The organism is Streptomyces sp. NPDC029164, from assembly GCF_055563995.1.
This window is the reverse complement of the sequence record NZ_JBVHWW010000022.1, coordinates 126,282-142,198: the sequence shown is the minus strand read 5'-3', so window position 1 is coordinate 142,198 and position 15,917 is coordinate 126,282. Positions and strand designations below refer to the sequence as shown.

At 72.5% G+C, this 15,917-nt stretch carries 19 protein-coding genes; 12 read left to right on the top strand and 7 right to left on the bottom strand.

Features of this window, described 5'->3' with window-relative positions; translation table 11 throughout:
• Positions 1-170: 170 nt before the first annotated feature.
• Positions 171-599 (bottom strand): type II toxin-antitoxin system Rv0910 family toxin, encoded by a 429-nt coding sequence (locus ACZ4VT_RS22220; protein WP_467951975.1) that lies wholly within the window; start codon positions 597-599, stop codon positions 171-173.
• A gap of 172 nt (positions 600-771) precedes the next feature.
• On the opposite strand from ACZ4VT_RS22220, the gene ACZ4VT_RS22215 reads away from it, so the two are divergent.
• Both ACZ4VT_RS22215 and ACZ4VT_RS22210 read left to right on the top strand, forming a co-directional pair.
• Positions 772-1,755, top strand: coding sequence for an EamA family transporter (locus ACZ4VT_RS22215; protein WP_467951973.1), 984 nt, complete (start codon positions 772-774; stop codon positions 1,753-1,755).
• Between the two features lie 161 nt (positions 1,756-1,916).
• On the top strand, positions 1,917-2,882 hold the full coding sequence (locus ACZ4VT_RS22210; protein WP_467951971.1) for a DMT family transporter: 966 nt from the start codon (positions 1,917-1,919) through the stop codon (positions 2,880-2,882).
• Here the strand turns inward: ACZ4VT_RS22210 and ACZ4VT_RS22205 are convergent.
• Positions 2,864-3,565, bottom strand: coding sequence for a pyridoxamine 5'-phosphate oxidase family protein (locus ACZ4VT_RS22205; RefSeq protein WP_467951969.1), 702 nt, complete (start codon positions 3,563-3,565; stop codon positions 2,864-2,866). The two genes, ACZ4VT_RS22210 and ACZ4VT_RS22205, sit on opposite strands and share 19 nt — an antisense overlap.
• A gap of 37 nt (positions 3,566-3,602) precedes the next feature.
• Between ACZ4VT_RS22205 and ACZ4VT_RS22200 the strand changes: the two genes are divergently transcribed.
• Positions 3,603-4,937: an aminotransferase class I/II-fold pyridoxal phosphate-dependent enzyme gene (locus ACZ4VT_RS22200; protein WP_467951967.1), complete on the top strand. Its 1,335-nt coding sequence runs from the start codon at positions 3,603-3,605 to the stop codon at positions 4,935-4,937.
• A 98-nt stretch (positions 4,938-5,035) separates the two neighbouring features.
• On the opposite strand, the gene ACZ4VT_RS22195 is transcribed toward ACZ4VT_RS22200, so the two are convergent.
• Positions 5,036-5,293, bottom strand: a complete 258-nt coding sequence (locus ACZ4VT_RS22195) for a hypothetical protein (protein ID WP_467951965.1) — start codon at positions 5,291-5,293, stop codon at positions 5,036-5,038.
• Between the two features lie 46 nt (positions 5,294-5,339).
• On the bottom strand, positions 5,340-6,323 hold the full coding sequence (locus ACZ4VT_RS22190) for a DMT family transporter (RefSeq protein ID WP_467951963.1): 984 nt from the start codon (positions 6,321-6,323) through the stop codon (positions 5,340-5,342).
• 74 nt (positions 6,324-6,397) lie between these two features.
• On the opposite strand from ACZ4VT_RS22190, the gene ACZ4VT_RS22185 reads away from it, so the two are divergent.
• Positions 6,398-7,300: a LysR family transcriptional regulator gene (locus ACZ4VT_RS22185; RefSeq protein ID WP_467951961.1), complete on the top strand. Its 903-nt coding sequence runs from the start codon at positions 6,398-6,400 to the stop codon at positions 7,298-7,300.
• A gap of 25 nt (positions 7,301-7,325) precedes the next feature.
• On the opposite strand, the gene ACZ4VT_RS22180 is transcribed toward ACZ4VT_RS22185, so the two are convergent.
• Positions 7,326-7,799, bottom strand: coding sequence for a pyridoxamine 5'-phosphate oxidase family protein (locus ACZ4VT_RS22180; RefSeq protein ID WP_467951959.1), 474 nt, complete (start codon positions 7,797-7,799; stop codon positions 7,326-7,328).
• Positions 7,800-7,875: 76 nt separating this feature from the next.
• Between ACZ4VT_RS22180 and ACZ4VT_RS22175 the strand changes: the two genes are divergently transcribed.
• The 8 genes from ACZ4VT_RS22175 to ACZ4VT_RS22140 all read left to right on the top strand — a co-directional run bounded on the left by ACZ4VT_RS22175 (position 7,876) and on the right by ACZ4VT_RS22140 (position 14,724).
• A complete protein-coding gene (locus ACZ4VT_RS22175) occupies positions 7,876-8,490 on the top strand; it encodes a cysteine hydrolase family protein (RefSeq protein WP_467951957.1) in 615 nt (204 codons plus the stop codon).
• 18 nt (positions 8,491-8,508) lie between these two features.
• On the top strand, positions 8,509-9,348 hold the full coding sequence (locus tag ACZ4VT_RS22170; protein WP_467951955.1) for a HipA family kinase: 840 nt from the start codon (positions 8,509-8,511) through the stop codon (positions 9,346-9,348).
• A complete protein-coding gene (locus ACZ4VT_RS22165) occupies positions 9,345-9,728 on the top strand; it encodes a DUF3037 domain-containing protein (RefSeq protein ID WP_362807117.1) in 384 nt (127 codons plus the stop codon). The genes ACZ4VT_RS22170 and ACZ4VT_RS22165 overlap by 4 nt, the downstream gene beginning before the upstream one ends.
• 289 nt (positions 9,729-10,017) lie before the next feature.
• A complete protein-coding gene (gene fabG, locus ACZ4VT_RS22160; RefSeq protein ID WP_362807120.1) occupies positions 10,018-10,779 on the top strand; it encodes a 3-oxoacyl-ACP reductase FabG in 762 nt (253 codons plus the stop codon).
• A 34-nt stretch (positions 10,780-10,813) separates the two neighbouring features.
• Positions 10,814-11,575 (top strand): SDR family oxidoreductase, encoded by a 762-nt coding sequence (locus tag ACZ4VT_RS22155; protein WP_351304811.1) that lies wholly within the window; start codon positions 10,814-10,816, stop codon positions 11,573-11,575.
• A gap of 152 nt (positions 11,576-11,727) precedes the next feature.
• A complete protein-coding gene (locus tag ACZ4VT_RS22150) occupies positions 11,728-13,311 on the top strand; it encodes an ABC transporter substrate-binding protein (protein WP_467951953.1) in 1,584 nt (527 codons plus the stop codon).
• A gap of 110 nt (positions 13,312-13,421) precedes the next feature.
• The gene (locus tag ACZ4VT_RS22145; protein WP_467951986.1) at positions 13,422-14,090 is read left to right on the top strand and encodes a uracil-DNA glycosylase; all 669 of its coding nucleotides are present in this window, start codon (positions 13,422-13,424) and stop codon (positions 14,088-14,090) included.
• A gap of 97 nt (positions 14,091-14,187) precedes the next feature.
• Entirely contained in the window at positions 14,188-14,724 is a 537-nt protein-coding gene (locus ACZ4VT_RS22140; RefSeq protein WP_467951951.1) for a hypothetical protein, read from the top strand.
• Between the two features lie 13 nt (positions 14,725-14,737).
• Here ACZ4VT_RS22140 and ACZ4VT_RS22135 read toward each other — a convergent pair whose 3' ends face one another.
• Positions 14,738-15,253 (bottom strand): hypothetical protein, encoded by a 516-nt coding sequence (locus tag ACZ4VT_RS22135; protein WP_467951949.1) that lies wholly within the window; start codon positions 15,251-15,253, stop codon positions 14,738-14,740.
• 97 nt (positions 15,254-15,350) lie between these two features.
• Positions 15,351-15,875 carry a DinB family protein gene (locus ACZ4VT_RS22130; protein ID WP_467951947.1) on the bottom strand — a complete coding sequence of 175 codons (525 nt, stop codon included), beginning with the start codon at positions 15,873-15,875 and terminating at the stop codon, positions 15,351-15,353.
• Positions 15,876-15,917 lie beyond the last annotated feature (42 nt).

Here is a 15,917-nt window from a genome sequence, read left to right as displayed (position 1 = left end):
CGATCTCACCGGTGGTCTTCGCGACCCCCCCCCCCCCCCCCCCCACCCCCACCCCACCCCCCCCCCCCCCCCCACCCACCCCCCCCCCCCCCCCCCCCCCCCCCCCACCCCCCCCCCCCCCCCCCCTCCCCCCCCCCCCGCCGTCGTGTACGGGGGTGGGCGGCGGCCGGTCAGGCCACCAGGCCGGCCAGCTTGCGCAGCGACTCGTTCAGCGCGGCGGTGGCCGAATCCTTGAGCTTGCCCGCCATCAGCGAGACGGCCGCCCCGGTGAACTCGCCGTCGATGCGGACCGTGGTGGACCCGCCGTCCGGGGTCAGGGTGTACCGGGTGAGGACGGCCACGCCCATCGGGCCCTTGCCGGTGATGGCGAAGAGGCGCTCGTCCTCCAGCTCCGAGACGGTCCAGACGACCTCGGCCGGGAAGCCCATCATCTTCATGTTCTCGGCGAAGGTGGACCCGACCGCGAGGGTCTCCGGACCGCCCTTCGGGAAGTTCGTGTGGGTCATGCTCCACTGGCCGTACGCGTCCCAGTCCGTGAGCTGGGACCAGAGCTTCGCGGCGGACGCCTCGATGCGTGATTCCGCGGTGACTTCGGCCATGCGACCACCCCTTCTCGTCGGGTACGTGCGGCGGAACGTAGCCCCGGCGGGCGGAACATTCAATACTGACGACCTGTCAGAAGCCGTGGCGGCCGGCAGGGCGCGGTATCGAGTGCATCTCAACAGGTGTCACGGCCGTGACGGTCCTGACCGGCCCTGTCATGATGGCCGGATGCAAGCGTCAGGGAAAAATGCCGGACTGGGCCTCGCCCTCGTCTCGGCGTTCGCGTTCGGTGGTTCCGGAGTGGCGGCGAAGCCGCTGATCGAGGCGGGTCTGGACCCCCTCCACATGGTCTGGCTCAGGGTGGCCGGGGCGGCGCTCGTGCTGTCCCCGCTGGCCTGGCGCCACCGCGACCTCGTCCTGCGCAAGCCCCTGCTGCTCGCCGGCTTCGGGCTGGTCGCCGTCGCCGGCGTGCAGGCCTTCTACTTCGCCTCCCTCTCCCGGATCCCGGTGGGCGTGGCCCTGCTGCTGGAGTACCTGGGCCCCGCGCTGCTGCTCGGCTACATCCGCTTCGTGCAGCGCAAGCCCGTGACGCGGGGTGCCGCCGCGGGCGCGGCCGTGGCCGTGGTCGGCCTGGCCTGCGTGGTCGAGATCTGGTCCGGGCTGAGCCTGGACCCCCTCGGCGTGCTCTTCGGCCTCGCCGCGGCCTGCTGCCAGGCCTTCTACTTCGTCTTCGCCGACCAGGGCGCCGACGGGGACGACGCCCCCGACCCGCTCGGGGTGATCGCGTACGGCATGCTCGTCGGCGCCCTGGTGATGACCGTGATCGCCCGGCCGTGGGAGATGGACTGGCAGGTGCTGGGCGGCCAGGCCTCCGTGGGCGGCACGATGGTGCCCGCGCCGGTGCTGCTCGCCTGGGTCGTGCTGGTCGCGACCGTCTTCGCGTACCTGACCGGTGTGGTCTCGGTGCGCAGGCTCTCGCCGCAGGTCGCGGGCGTGGTGGCCTTCCTGGAGGCGGTCGTCGCCACCGTGCTGGCCTGGGTCCTGCTCGGCGAGTACCTCTCGACCTGGCAGATCGTCGGCGGCGGCCTGGTGCTGGGCGGAGCCTTCATCGCCCAGTCCTCCCGGCCGTCCCCGCCGTCCCCGCCGTCCCCGCCGGTCCCGCCGGCCGTGGGCGGTTCGGCCCCGCTGGACCGCGAGACGACGACGGCTTAGGGTGGCGATCATGCATTCGACCGTGCTTCCGCCTCCTGCCGCCTAGCGCGGGCGGCGCCTCTGCGATCTGACCCGGCCCGGGGAGTTCCCGGGCGGGTACGTGCTGCCCGCGAAGCGATGACCTGCTTCTTTTCATCCTTCACGCAAGCGCGGAGAGTTTCGTGTCGAATCATTCGCCCGCCGCCGGGCGCAGTCTGCTGTACCTCGTCATCGCCGGAGCCGCCTGGGGCACCGCCGGGGCGGCCGCCTCCCTCCTCTTCCTGGCCAGTGACCTCGGCCCGCTCGCCCTGTCGTTCTGGCGGTGCGCGGGCGGGCTCGTGGTGCTGCTGGGGGTGCTCGCCGTACGGAGGTCCCGTCCCGGGGCGGGGCGGACGCGTCCCCCGGTGGGTTCGCTGATCGTGACCGGGCTGCTGTTCACCGTCTTCCAGGCCGCGTACTTCGCCGCCGTGCGCGAGACCGGCCTCGCGGTGGGCACCGTGGTCACGCTCGGCGCCGGGCCGGTGATCATCGCGCTGGGAGCGCGCTCCTGGATGGGCGAACGGCTCGGCCGCGGCGGCGTGACCGCCGTCCTCGGCGCGCTGGCCGGGCTGGCCGTACTGGTGCTGGGCAGCGGGGGCGGCGAGGTGCGGCCGCTCGGCGTCGGCTGGGCGCTGCTGTCGGCCGCCGGCTACGCGGGGATGACCCTGCGGGCGCGGTGGCTCGGGCAGCGCGGAGCGGGCGGGGACCCGCTGGTGACCACCGCCTGGTCGGTCGCGGTGGGCACGGTGTGCCTGCTCCCGCTCGCGGCGGCGGAGGGGCTGCTGCCGCACACCGCCGACATCGGGCGGGTGCTCTGGCTGCTGGTGTACGTGGCCACCGTGCCGACGGCGCTGGCGTACGCCCTCTACTTCACGGGAGCCGCGGCGGTACGGGCCGCCACCGTGTCGGTGATCATGCTGATCGAGCCGGTGAGCGCGGCGGTGATCGCCGTCCTGCTCCTCGGGGAGCGCTTGACCGCCGCCGTGGTGGTGGGCACCGTACTGCTGCTGACGGCGGTGGGCGCCCTGATCGCGGCGGAATCGCGCCGTCCGGCGGGGGCGGCCGTGCCCGCCGCCGTCCGGCGCGGTCCTCAGAGCGCGGTGACGTAGTCCGGGACGGCGATGCCGGGGGCCAGGTCCGCGGCGGGCACCGGGGTGCCGAACGCGGGGGCTACCGGGACCACGCCCGCCCAGTAGGGCAGGTCCAGGTCCTCGGCGTCGTCGTTGCTCGGGCCGGTGCGCAGCTTCGCGGACACCTCGGTCAGATCCACCCGGACCACCGCCGTGGCGGCGAGCTCCCTGGCGTTGGCGGGACGGATGTCGGCGGAGCGGCCCGGCACCGCGGAGTCGACCAGGGCGTCCAGGGCCATCCGGCACTCCGCCTCGTCGGTGACCTGGTAGGCGGTGCCGTGCACGACCACCGAGCGGTAGTTGAGCGAGTGGTGGAAGGCCGAGCGGGCCAGCACGAGACCGTCGACGTGGGTCACGGTCACGCAGACGGCCAGGCCCGGATCGGCCTTGCCGGCCGCGAGCAGCGGGCGGGAACCGGTCGAGCCGTGGATGTAGATCGATTCGCCGACCCGGGCGAACAGCGTGGGCAGGACCACGGGCGCGCCGTCACGGACGAAGCCGAGGTGGCAGATGTAGGCCTCGTCGAGTATCGAGTGCACCGTCTCGCGGTCGTAGCGCGCCCGGTCGCGGGATCGGGTGGGGACCGTGCGGTCGGTGGGCTCGTACGCGCCGGTCGTCCCGGTGCGCTCGGTCGTCTTCTCCGTGGCGGGCGTGGCGGTCATGATGCCGACTCCATTGCACTAGTGCATACTTGGGTTTGTGCTAGTAGAGTATCGGATCACAGGGCGGGGCACAGCGGATATCGCGGCCAGCGTCGAGGCGGGCGTGGCATCGGGGGCGCTGCCGCCCGGATCGCTGCTGCCGCCGATGCGGGAGCTGGCGGGCGAACTGGGCGTCAATCCCAACACCGTGGCGGCCGCCTACAGGACACTGCGCGAGCGCGGGGTCATCGAAACCGACGGGCGGCGCGGAAGCCGGGTGCGGCCGCGCCCCTCCACCACCCCTCGGGACGCGCTGCGGATGGTGGTGCCGGCGGGCGTGCGGGACATCGCGGAGGGCAATCCGGACGTGTCGCTGCTCCCCTCCCTGGACGGGGCGCTGGCGGCGGCGGCCCGGCGGTACGCGCAGGCCCCCTCCCTCTACGGCGCGGACCCGGTCTCGCCGGACCTGGCCCGGCTCGCCCGGGCGGACTTCGACGCGGACGCCGTCCCACCCGGCCCGGTGGCGGTGACCTCGGGAGCGCTGGACGCGATCGAACGGGTACTGGTCGCCCACCTGAGGCCGGGGGACGCGGTGGCGGTCGAGGACCCGGGCTGGGGAGGCTCGCTCGACCTGGTCCCGGCGCTGGGCCTGCGGGTGCTGCCGGTGGCCGTGGACGACGACGGGCCGCGCACCGACGCGGTGGCCCGGGCACTCGCCGCCGGGGCCCGGGCGCTGGTGGTGACCTCGCGGGCGCAGAACCCGACCGGCGCCGCGGTGAGCGCGGAGCGGGCGGGGGAGCTGCGGGAGTTGCTGGCGCACCACCCCGGGGTGCTGCTGATCGAGGACGACCACGGCCACGGCATCGTCGACCTGCCGCTGCACCCGCTGAGCGGGGTCACCGGGCACTGGGCGCTGATCCGGTCCACGGCGAAGGCCTACGGGCCCGACCTGAGGCTCGCCGTGCTGACGGGCGACGCGGTGACCCTGGACCGCGTACGGGGGCGCCAGCGGCTGGGCCCGGGCTGGGTGAGCCGGCTCCTCCAGCACGCGGTGGTGGAGCTGTGGACCTCGAACGCCGTGGACCGGGCCGCCGTGGCCCGCGCGTACGGGGAGCGGCGGAACGCCCTGGTCGAGGCCCTGCGGGAGCGGGGGGTGCGGGCGCACGGGCGGAGCGGGCTGAACGTGTGGGTGCCGGTGGCCGACGAGACGGTGGTGGTCACGCGGCTGCTCGCCGCGGGTTGGGCGGTGGCCGCCGGGGCGATCTTCCGGGTCGAGGCGGGACCGGGCGTGCGGCTGACGGTGTCGCAGCTGGGGGTCCCGGAGGTGCCGGGCCTGGCGGACGCCGTGGCCGCGGCGGTCCGGACGGGGGTCGCGGGCGGGCGGAACGACTGACCGTACGGGTCGGCCCGCGGCCCGGGGCCCGGCCCGCCCGAACCGCCGCCTTCAGTCCTGTCGGCAGGACTGGAGGAGGCGGTCCGGGCGGGCCGGGGTCAGGCGGGTTCGAGCAGGCCGCCCAGGGTCAGGAGGACTCCGCACAGAGCGTTCACCGAGCCCAGGTAACGGCAGAACACGGCGGCGGCGACCCGCGGGGCCGGGCCGAGGTCGCCCCGGGCGTGCATCCTGAGTTCGGCGTTGGCGGCCGACCACCGCTCCAGCGCGGTGGCGGCGCCGCGGATGTTCAGTGCGAGCGAGCCGCCGGCCACGATCAGGGTGGGTCCGACGGTCAGCAGGACGACGGCCAAGCTCAAGAGGTGCCTCCGGGCGGTGTGCTGATCGCCCGGACATCAGCACTGGTCAGACAGGCTTCCGTGCGCCGGGGCGGGTCTGGCTGAGGGCGGCTCCGGCCAGCACGATCGCGGCGCCGACCGGGGTGTTCCAGTGCAGCTCCTCGCCGAGGACCAGGACGCCGGCCGCGGTGGCGATGACCGGGATGAAGTAGGTGACCATCTGGGCGGTGGTCGGTCCGACCTCCGTCACCAGGCCGTACTGCATCTGCAGGGCCATGCCCGTGCCGAGGGCGCCCAGGGCGATCACCGAGAGGGTCGGCCAGAGCGGGAAAGAGCTCGGTGCCGTGGTGAAGAGGGCGCTGACCAGCGAGAGCTGGAGGGTGGAGACCATGAGCTGGGCGCCGGTCAGGGCCACCGGGGAGCCGGGGGTGCCGGCCAGCGAACGGCGGACGTAGATCCAGCCGATGGGGTAGCAGAGGGCGGCCAGCAGGGCGAGCGCGGTGCCCCGGGCGTCGATGCCGGAGAAGCCCTGCCAGGCGCCGAGGACGATCAGGACGCCGAGGAAGCCCAGGCCCAGGCCCGCGAAGCGGCGGCGCGTGGGGCGGTCCTCGGACAGGGCGACCATGGACAGCGCCATGCCCCACAGCGGGGAGGTCGCGTTGCAGATGCCGGCCAGGGTGGAGGGGATGCTCAGCTCCGCGTACGCGAACAGGGAGAACGGCACGGTGTTGAGCAGCAGCGCCGCCACGCTGAGGTGGCCCCAGGTGCGCAGCCCCCGGGGCAGCTTCTCGCGGCGGACCAGCAGGACGGCGAGGAGGGCGAGCGCGCCGAACAGGACCCGGCCCAGGGCCACCTGGAAGGGCGCGTACGCCTCCGTGCCCACCTTGATCAGGAGGAAGCTGAAGCCCCAGACGACCGAGAGGATCGCGAACCGGACGCGCCAGTCGAGGAGCCCGGCGCGCCAGCCGGCGGCGGCGGTGGCCGCCGTCGTGGCGGTCGGAGAAGTGGCGGTGGTGGTGAGGGTGGGCCGCGGGGCTGTCGGTGCGCTCATGACCCTTACTGTGCTCGTGTCAACTTCGTAGGACAAGCGAGAGTTTCTCCAGTCGACGGCGTAGCATCTCTTACATGTTGAACCTGGAGCGCCTGCGCACCCTCGATGCCCTCGCCCGCCACGGCTCGGTCAGCGGCGCGGCCGACGGGCTCCACGTCACCACCTCCGCCGTGTCCCAGCAGATGGCCAAGCTGGAGCGCGAGGTCGGTCAGCCGCTGCTGGCCAGGAACGGCCGCGGGGTCCGGCTCACCGACGCCGGGCGGCTGCTCGCCGACCACGCGGCCCGGATCATCTCCCAGGTGGAGCTCGCCCAGGCCGATGTCGAGGCCCAGCGCGGCTGCGCCGTCGGCGAGCTGCGGATCGGCGCCTTCCCGACCGCCATGCGCGGACTGCTGCCGCAGGCCCTGTCCGCGCTGCGCGCCGGGCACCCGGACGTGCGGGCGCGGGTGCGCGAGCAGGAGCCCGAGGAGAGCATGGCCGCCGTCGTGCGCGGGGACCTCGACCTGGCGCTGGCCATCGACTGGCACAACAAGCGGATGCCGGTGCCCGCCGAGCTCACCCGGACCCACCTGCTCGACGACTCCGTCGACATCGCGGTCCCGGCCGGCCATCCGCTGGCCGGCGAGAGCAGGATCTCGCTCGCCGACTTCGCCGACGACGACTGGATCTCCTGGAACGAGGGGCAGTTCTGCCACGAGTGGCTGGTCTTCACCCTGCGCGGTACGGGCGTCGAGCCGCGCATCGCGCACATCGCCGAGGAGCACCACACCCAGCTGGCCTTCGTGGAGGCCGGACTGGGCGTGTGCGTGGCGCCGAAGCTGGGCCGCGGCCCGGTGCCGCCGGGCGTGCGCCTGCTGCCGGTCTGCGACGCCGTACGCCGCCACGTGTACGCCGTCTGGCGCGCGGACGCCGACCGGAGGCCCTCGATCCGGGCCGCGGTCGACGCCCTCCGGCTGGCGGCCGCCGGACTCCGGTAGTCGGCCCCTCCCGCCCGGGCAGGTCCTAGAGCTTTCGGAAGTCCCAGGAGACGATCGAGTCGGGGGTCAGGCGGATCCAGGCGTGCCGCCCGTCGTGCGGCATCTCCTCGATGCCGAAGTTCTTGACCGGGAAGATCCGCTCGGCCTCCGCCAGTTCGGGGCAGGGCTCGCCGGTGCGCGGGGCCTCGCCCACGAAGACGGCGCTGCCGGACAGTTCCACCCCGCGCAGTTCGTCGTAGGACTCGCCCGAGTCCACGACCACCGAGATCCGAGGGTCCTTGCGCAGGTCGGACCAGCGGCGGCTGCGGGTGATCGAGTACAGCCACAGCGAGCTGCCGTCCCAGGCGAACCACAGGGCGCCCACGTGTGGCCGCCCGTCGGGGGAGACCGTCGCGACCCGGCAGGTCTTCCGCTCGCGCAGGAAGGAGTCCACTTCCGCGTCGCTCATCATGATGCGCCGGCCCCGCCGCTGCGAGGTCCCGGTTCGTGACTCGTCCATCCGTCCTGCACCCCTTCACATCTGACTGTGTGTCAGGAATCATGAGGGCTCTTCCGTCGCCACGCCAGGGGGAGCCATGCCGGATCTCGATCCCGCCGCCACCGCGCTGCTCACCGTCGAGTGCCAGAACGGTGTCGTGGGCGAGGAGAGCGCCCTGCCCGAGCTCGCCAAGGAGGCCCGGGACTCCGGGATGCTGGAGCGGGTGGCCGCGCTGGTCGACGCCGCGCGCGGGGCCGGCGTACAGGTGCTGCACGCCGTCGCCGAGCGGCGGCCCGACGGGCTCGGGGCGAACACCAACGCCCGGCTGTTCCGGGCCGCGGAGAGGCTGCCCGTGCGGCAGCTGACCGGGAGCCGGGCCGTGGAGGTGGCCGCCCCCATCACCGTCGCCGCGCAGGACCTGGTGGTCCGCCGGCTGCACGGGCTCTCCCCGATGGCCGGCACCGACCTGGACGCCCTGATGCGCAATCTCGGCATCCGCACCCTCGTCGTCACCGGGGTCTCCTCCAACATCGCCATCCCCAACACCGTCTTCGACGCCGTGAACCTCGGCTACCGGGTCGTGGTCCCCGCCGACGCCATCGCCGGGGTGCCCGCCTCCTGCACCGCCGAGGTGATCCGCAACTCCCTCGCCCTGGTGGCGTCCATCACCACGGCCGAAGAGCTCCTCAATCAGTGGGCTCCCGCCCCCTGACCCCCGTAACCTGGGCGGATGCTGTCCGAAGTGATCGCGACCCGCTACGTCACGCCCCTGCGTGAGGGCGGCTCGCTCCCGGGAATCGTCGAGGCTGACGACCTCGGTACCTACGTCATGAAATTCACCGGAGCCGGCCAGGGCCGCAAGACCCTGGTCGCCGAGGTCATCTGCGGCCGCCTGGCCCAGCGGCTGGGACTGCGCGTCCCGAGGCTGGTCCAGATGCAGCTCGACCCCGTCATCGGGCTCGGCGAGCCCGATCAGGAGGTCCAGGAGCTGCTCAAGGCCAGCGGCGGGCTCAACCTCGGCATGGACTACCTGCCCGGCTCGATCGGCTTCGACCCGCTCGCCTACCAGGTGGACCCGGCCGAGGCGGGGCGAGTGGTCTGGTTCGACGCCCTCATCAACAACGTCGACCGGTCCTGGCGCAACCCGAACATGCTGGTCTGGCACGGTGACCTCTGGCTCATCGACCACGGTGCCACCATGATCTGGCACCACAACTGGCCCACCGCCGGGGCCGCGGCCGCCAAGCCCTACAACGCCTCCGACCACGTACTGGCCCCCGTGGGCCCGGACATCGAGGCGGCGGCCGCCGCCCTCGCGCCGCTCGTGACCGAGGAACTCCTGACGGAGGTCGCGGCCGACGTCCCCGACGAGTGGCTGGTCGACGAGCCGGGCTTCGACTCCACCGACGCGCTGCGCCGCGCCTACGTGGAGGCGTTGCTGCCGCGCGCGGCCACGATCCACGAGAGGATCACCATGGAGGCCGAGGTCAGGCAGCGGTCCGGTCCGCCGGGCTGGCTGGCCGAACGCCTCGCCCCCCTGCCCCACAAGAAGAAGAGCGACGACGAGTGACCAAGCGGGACGTGTTCGAGTACGCGCTGGTGCGTGTGGTGCCCCGGATGGAACGGGGCGAGTGCTTCAACGCCGGTGTGATCGTCTACTGCCGGGCGCACGCGTACGTCGCCGCGCGCACCCACCTCGACGAGGCGAAGCTCCTCGCGCTGGATCCGGGGGCGGACGTGGCCGGGGTGCGGGCCGCGTTGCACGGGGTCGAGGGCGTGTGCGCGGGTGGGGCGTCCGCCGGGCAGGCGGCCGGTGACGATGCCGGGCGGCGGTTCCGGTGGCTGATCGCTCCACGGAGCACGGTGGTGCAGCCGGGGCCGGTGCACACCGGCCTCACGGCCGATCCGGCCGCCGAGGTGGAGCGGTTGCTGGACCTGCTGGTCCGCTGACGCTGACGCTGACGCTGACGCTGACGCGGGCGTGCGCCGGGTGTTCGGGTGCGGCGCCGTTGCCGGGGGCGCTGCCCCGGGCTCTCCCCCAGACTCCGTCCGGGGGGACCCCCAGCGCCTCGAACGCCGGCGGGGCTGAATGGGGGCGGCAGGGCCGGGTGGGTGCCGGCGGGGTGGGAAGCGTCGCCGTTGACACCGGGTGCCAGGGCTCCTAGCGTCTCCTCAGCTGAAGCTACTAAGCGGTTGCTCACCTCTGGGCGGCCGTCTCTCAAGGGCGAGGAGATCCAGCATGTCCACCACCGAGCAGCGCGTCGCGATCGTGACCGGGGCGGCCCGGGGCATCGGCGCCGCCACCGCCGTACGCCTGGCCGCCGAGGGCCGGGCCGTCGCCGTACTCGACCTCGACGAGGCGGCCTGCAAGGACACCGTGGAGGCGATCACGGCAGCCGGCGGCAAGGCCCTGGCGGTCGGCTGCGACGTCTCCGACGCCGCGCAGGTGGAGGCCGCCGTCGCGCGCGTCGCGAGCGAGCTCGGCGCCCCGACCATCCTGGTCAACAACGCGGGTGTGCTGCGCGACAACCTGCTCTTCAAGATGAGCGAGACCGACTGGGACACGGTCATGAACGTGCACCTGCGCGGCGCCTTCCTGATGTCGAAGGCCTGTCAGAAGTACATGGTGGAGGCCAAGTTCGGCCGCATCGTGAACCTCTCCAGCAGCTCGGCGCTCGGCAACCGCGGCCAGGTCAACTACTCCGCGGCCAAGGCCGGTCTGCAGGGCTTCACCAAGACCCTGGCCATCGAGCTCGGCAAGTTCGGCGTCACCGCCAACGCCGTCGCCCCCGGCTTCATCGTCACCGAGATGACCGCCCAGACGGCCGCCCGCGTCGGCATGGGCTTCGAGGACTTCCAGGCGGCCGCCGCCACCCAGATCCCCGTCCAGCGCGTCGGCCGCCCGGACGACATCGCCAACGCCATCGCCTTCTTCACGGGCGAGGCCGCCGGCTTCGTCTCCGGCCAGGTCATGTACGTCGCCGGCGGCCCGCTCAACTGACGAGCGAAGAGATCACGAGAGGCAGGCGCACGTCATGACGTACGACGGTATCGACAGCGGCAAGGTCGCGCTGATCACCGGAGCGAGCCGGGGCATCGGCTACGGCATCGCCGAGGCGCTGGTCGCCCGCGGCGACCGGGTCTGCATCACCGGACGCAACGAGGACGCACTCAAGGAGGCCGTCGAGCGGCTCGGCGCGGACCGGGTGATCGGGGTCGCCGGCAAGGCGCACGACGAGGCCCACCAGGCCGTCGCCGTCGAGCGCGCGATGGAGGCCTTCGGCCGCGTCGACTTCCTGGTGAACAACGCGGGCACCAATCCGGTCTTCGGGCCGATCGCGGACCTGGACCTCGGGGTCGCGCGCAAGGTCTTCGAGACCAATGTGATCTCGGCGCTCGGCTTCGCCCAGCGGACCTGGCACGCCTGGCAGAAGGACAACGGCGGAGCGATCGTGAACATCGCCTCCATCGCCGGTGTCTCCGCCTCGCCCTTCATCGGGGCGTACGGGATGAGCAAGGCCGCCATGGTCAACCTCACCCTCCAGCTCGCCCACGAGATGGCACCGGGTGTCCGGGTCAACGCGATCGCCCCCGCGGTGGTCAAGACCAAGTTCGCGCAGGCGCTCTACGAGGGCCGGGAGCAGGAGGCCGCGGCGGCCTATCCGCTCGGCCGGCTGGGGCTCCCGGAGGACATCGGAGGGGCCGCGGCGTTTCTTACATCTGCACAAGCGGAATGGATCACGGGCCAAACTCTGGTCGTCGATGGTGGGATGTTCCTCAATGCTGGTGTGCACTGACCGATAGTCGGACACATTTGCCTCCGAAAGGGAGGCAAATGCGTACTGAATACGCACGTAACCGGTCAAGTGCCCCACGAAACCACCCCATTGGATTCGTGGGGCACTGCGGTAGGGTCTGCCGCACCCCTGGCTGATCGAGGAGCGTGCACGTGTTCAACCGGACCAGATGCCTGCAGATCACTGCGGCCCTTGCGTCCATATCCCTGCTCGCCGGATGCGGCCTGCTGTCGGAGGACAACGACGGCGACGTCAAGAGGATCGTCGTCGGCACCACGAGCGCACCGAGCACCCTCGATCCCGCCGCGGCGTGGGACGGCTCCTGGGAGCTGTACCGGAACGTCTACCAGACGCTGCTGGCGTTCCCCACGGGCTCCACCAAGCCCCAGCCCGACGCCGCCCAGAACTGTGAGTTCACGGACGGGGCGAGCCAGGCCTACCGGTGCACCCTGCGCAAGGGCCTGAAGTTCTCCAACGGCGAGCCGCTCGACGCGAAGGCGGTCAAGTACTCCCTCGACCGGATCAAGACGATCGGCTCCAAGGTCGGTCCGAAGGACCTCTTCGGAAGCCTCGACAAGATCGAGACCCCGGATGCCCTGACGGTCGTCTTCCACCTGAACACCTCGGACGCCACCTTCCCGTACGTCCTCGGCTCGCCCGCCGCCTCGCTGGTCGCGCCCAAGGACTACCCCGCCGACAAGGTGCGCCAGGACGGCAAGATCACCGGCTCCGGCCCGTACGTGCTCGACTCGTACAAGGAGGGCAACGAGGCCGTCCTCGGCAACAACGGGACGTACACGGGCTTCGCCAACCGCCGTAACAAGGCGGTGACCATCCGCTACTTCCAGGACTCCCAGAAGATGGTCGCGGCCCTGAAGGCCAAGGAGATCGACGCCACCTACCGAGGCCTTTCGGCCACGGAGATCACGGACCTGCAGACCCCCGCCGCGCACGCGCAGGGCGTCCAGGTCGTCGAGAACGTCGGCGCCGAGATCCGCTACCTGGTCTTCAACCCCAAGGACCCCGCCGTCGCCAAGCCGGCGGTCCGCCAGGCCATCGCCCAGACCGTCGACCGCGGCACCCTCGTCTCCAAGGTCTACCAGGGCACCGCGGAGCCGCTGTACTCGATGGTCCCCAAGGGCGTCGTCGGCCACAAGACGCCCTACTACGACAAGTACGGCCCCGCCGACGTCCCCAAGGCCAAGAAGATCCTCAAGGACGCCGGGGTGGCCACGCCGGTCGACCTGACCTTCTGGTACACCACCGACCGGTACGGCTCCTCCACCGCCGAGGAGTTCACCGAGCTCAAGCGTCAGCTGGACGAGAGCGGACTCTTCCGGATCACCCTGCGCAGCCAGCCCTGGAAGACCTTCCAGGAGGGCTACAAGGGCCAGGAGTACCCGGTCTTCGGCCGTGGCTGGTTCCCCGACTTTCCGGACCCGGACAACTTCATCGCGCCGTTCGTCGGCAAGGAGAACGCGGTCGGCACCCCGTACGAGTCCACCGAGATCCTCACCGAGCTGCTGCCCAAGTCCCGCCGCGACGGCGACCGCTCCGCCGGGGTCCAGCAGTTCGAGAAGGCACAGCAGATCTTCGCCGAGGACGTCCGGCTGCTGCCCCTGTGGCAGGGCAAGCTGTACGTCGCCGCGCAGGAGGACATCGCGGGCGCCGAGCGGGCGCTGGACCCGCAGACCGCCATGCAGATGTGGGAGCTGTACCGCAAGACCAGCTGGTAGCGGCCCCGCCCGGGGCATCCGCCCCGGGCGGCCGACGCGTTGTCAGTGGCCCCCGGTAGGTTCTGGAGCAGTTGCACGAACTTGTACCGGAGGTTGTCGCCGTGACCCAGATGCTGCCCGAGTCCTGGCTCCCCGTCCTCGGCGGGGAGCTGGACCAGCCCTACTTCAAGGAACTCACCGAGTTCGTCGAGAAGGAACGGGCGAACGGGCCGGTCTACCCGCCCCGCGAGCAGGTGTTCGCGGCTCTGGAGGCCACCCCCTTCGACCAGGTCAAGGTGCTCGTCCTGGGCCAGGACCCCTACCACGGCGCCGGCCAGGGTCACGGCCTGTGCTTCTCCGTGCGGCCCGGGGTCAAGACCCCGCCCTCGCTGCGCAACATCTACAAGGAGATGAAGGAGGAGCTCGGCCTGCCCGTCCCCGACAACGGGTACCTGATGCCGTGGGCCGAGCAGGGTGTCCTCCTGCTCAACGCCGTGCTCACCGTCCGGGAGGCCGAGCCCAACTCGCACAAGGGCAAGGGCTGGGAGAAGTTCACCGACGCCGTGATCCGCGCGGTGTCCGAGCGGCCCGACCCGGCCGTCTTCGTCCTCTGGGGCGCCTACGCCCAGAAGAAGATCCCGCTGATCGACGAGGAGCGGCACGTCGTGGTCAAGGGGGCCCACCCCTCCCCGCTGTCGGCCAAGAAGTTCTTCGGGTCCCGGCCCTTCACCCAGATCAACGAGGCCATCGCCGCCCAGGGCCATGAGCCGATCGACTGGCGGATCCCGGACCTCGGCTGACGCCCCACCGCGCCTCGGCGCCATTGCCGGTGCCTCCGGCTAGCTTCTTGATGATCAGACCCGGAGCAGGTCTGGCGGAGCGAGACCGGAGGCCGCGGTGACGGAGCAGCAGGAGGCGTCGGAGGACGCCGTCATGACCAGGATCGGCCAGGCGGTCATGCTGCTGCACGCCGGGGACCGCGAGGAGGCCCGCAACCGGCTCGGCGCGATCTGGTCGGAGATCGGCGAGGAGGGCGACGACCTCCACCGCTGCACCCTCGCCCACTACATGGCCGACGCCCAGGACGACCCCGCCGACGAACTGGCCTGGGACCTGCGGGCCCTGACCGCCGCCGAAGCCCTGCGCGACCCGCCCGCCACCGGGCCCCGGGACGGGGGGAGCGCACCGCGGGAACCGCATCTCGCGATGCGCGTGTTCTACCCGTCCCTGCACCTCAGCCTGGCCGCCGACTACCTGAAGCTCCAGCGCCCCGAGGCCGCCCGCGTCCACCTGGCGCGGGCCCGCGCGGCCACCGGGGCGCTCCCCGACGACGGGTACGGGAACGGCGTACGCGAGGCCATCGCACGGCTGGAGCGGCGCCTGGCCACGGAACCGGGTGCCGGGCCCCGTCCGTTCCCCGAGCAGTCTCCCTAGCGCCGTCCGGCGGTCAGCCGTCGTGGACGCCCGCGCAGATGCGGGCCTCCGGGCTGTCCGGGTGCCAGCGGCCGTGCCGGCGGCCCAGCGCGCACACGTCGGCCGGCCGCACCGGCAGCTTCCGCACCAGCTCGCGCTCCACCTCGGCGTCGGACCGGGAGTGGTGCGGGCGGCCGCCAGGACGCCCGGACGCGGGCTCGGCCGGCTTCGGCGGCTCCGGGATGTCCGGGACCGGCGGCGCGTCCGGGGCGGGCCCGCCGGCAGGGCGCTGGGCGGACGTCCGGGCGGGCGCGGGGGCCACCGGGTGCGCGGGCTGCTCCGGGACCGCCTTCAGCGCCTCCAGAGCGGGCGCCTGGACGACCACGGGGGCCGCCCCGGGCCCGCCGCGCGGCTCGTGACGGGGCTGCCCGCCGGTGGCGGGGACCGCCGGCTGCACGGGACCGGGGCTCACGTTCACGCAACCGGAGACGGCCGAGACGGCACAGGCGACTCCGAGCAGCAGGGTTGTCGTGGTTCGGGTTGGATGCACCCGCGCAACTCTGCTGTGCGAAGACCCCGTTGCGAAAACCCTGAGCGGATATTCACCCCGCACGGGTGACGGGCAGCGGGTGTCCGGCGGATCCGGCCTAGTCGCCCGTGGCGCCGTCTATCTGCTCGCGCAGCAGGTCCGCGTGGCCGTTGTGGCGCGCGTACTCCTCGATCATGTGGGTGTAGACCCAGCGCAGGCTGAAGACCTCGCCGCGGTGGTGGCTCTCCGCCTTCGACACCAGGTCCAGGGAGCGGCCCGAGGCGGCCTGGCGGGCCAGTTCGACCTCCGTCTGCCACACCTGCTCGTTCTCGGCCCAGGTGGCGTCCTCGGCGAAGTGGAAGTCGCCGTCCGGGTCCTCGTCGGTGCAGTGCAGCTCGGGAAGGTCCTCGCCGAGCATGATCTCCCGGAACCAGTACCGCTCCACCTCCGCCATGTGCCGTACGAGGCCCAGGAGGCTCAACTCGGAGGGCGCGAGCGGGGCGCGGCGCAGCTGCTCGTCCTGGAGCCCCTCGCACTTCCAGGCGAGCGTCGCGCGGTGGTAGTCGAGCCAGCCGTCGAGCATGTCCCGCTCGTCGGCGGTGGTCGCGGGCTCGGTGCGATGTGATCCGGAACTGGTGGTCATGGGGATCATCCTCGGTGAACGGGGCCCCTGCCACCAGGGATT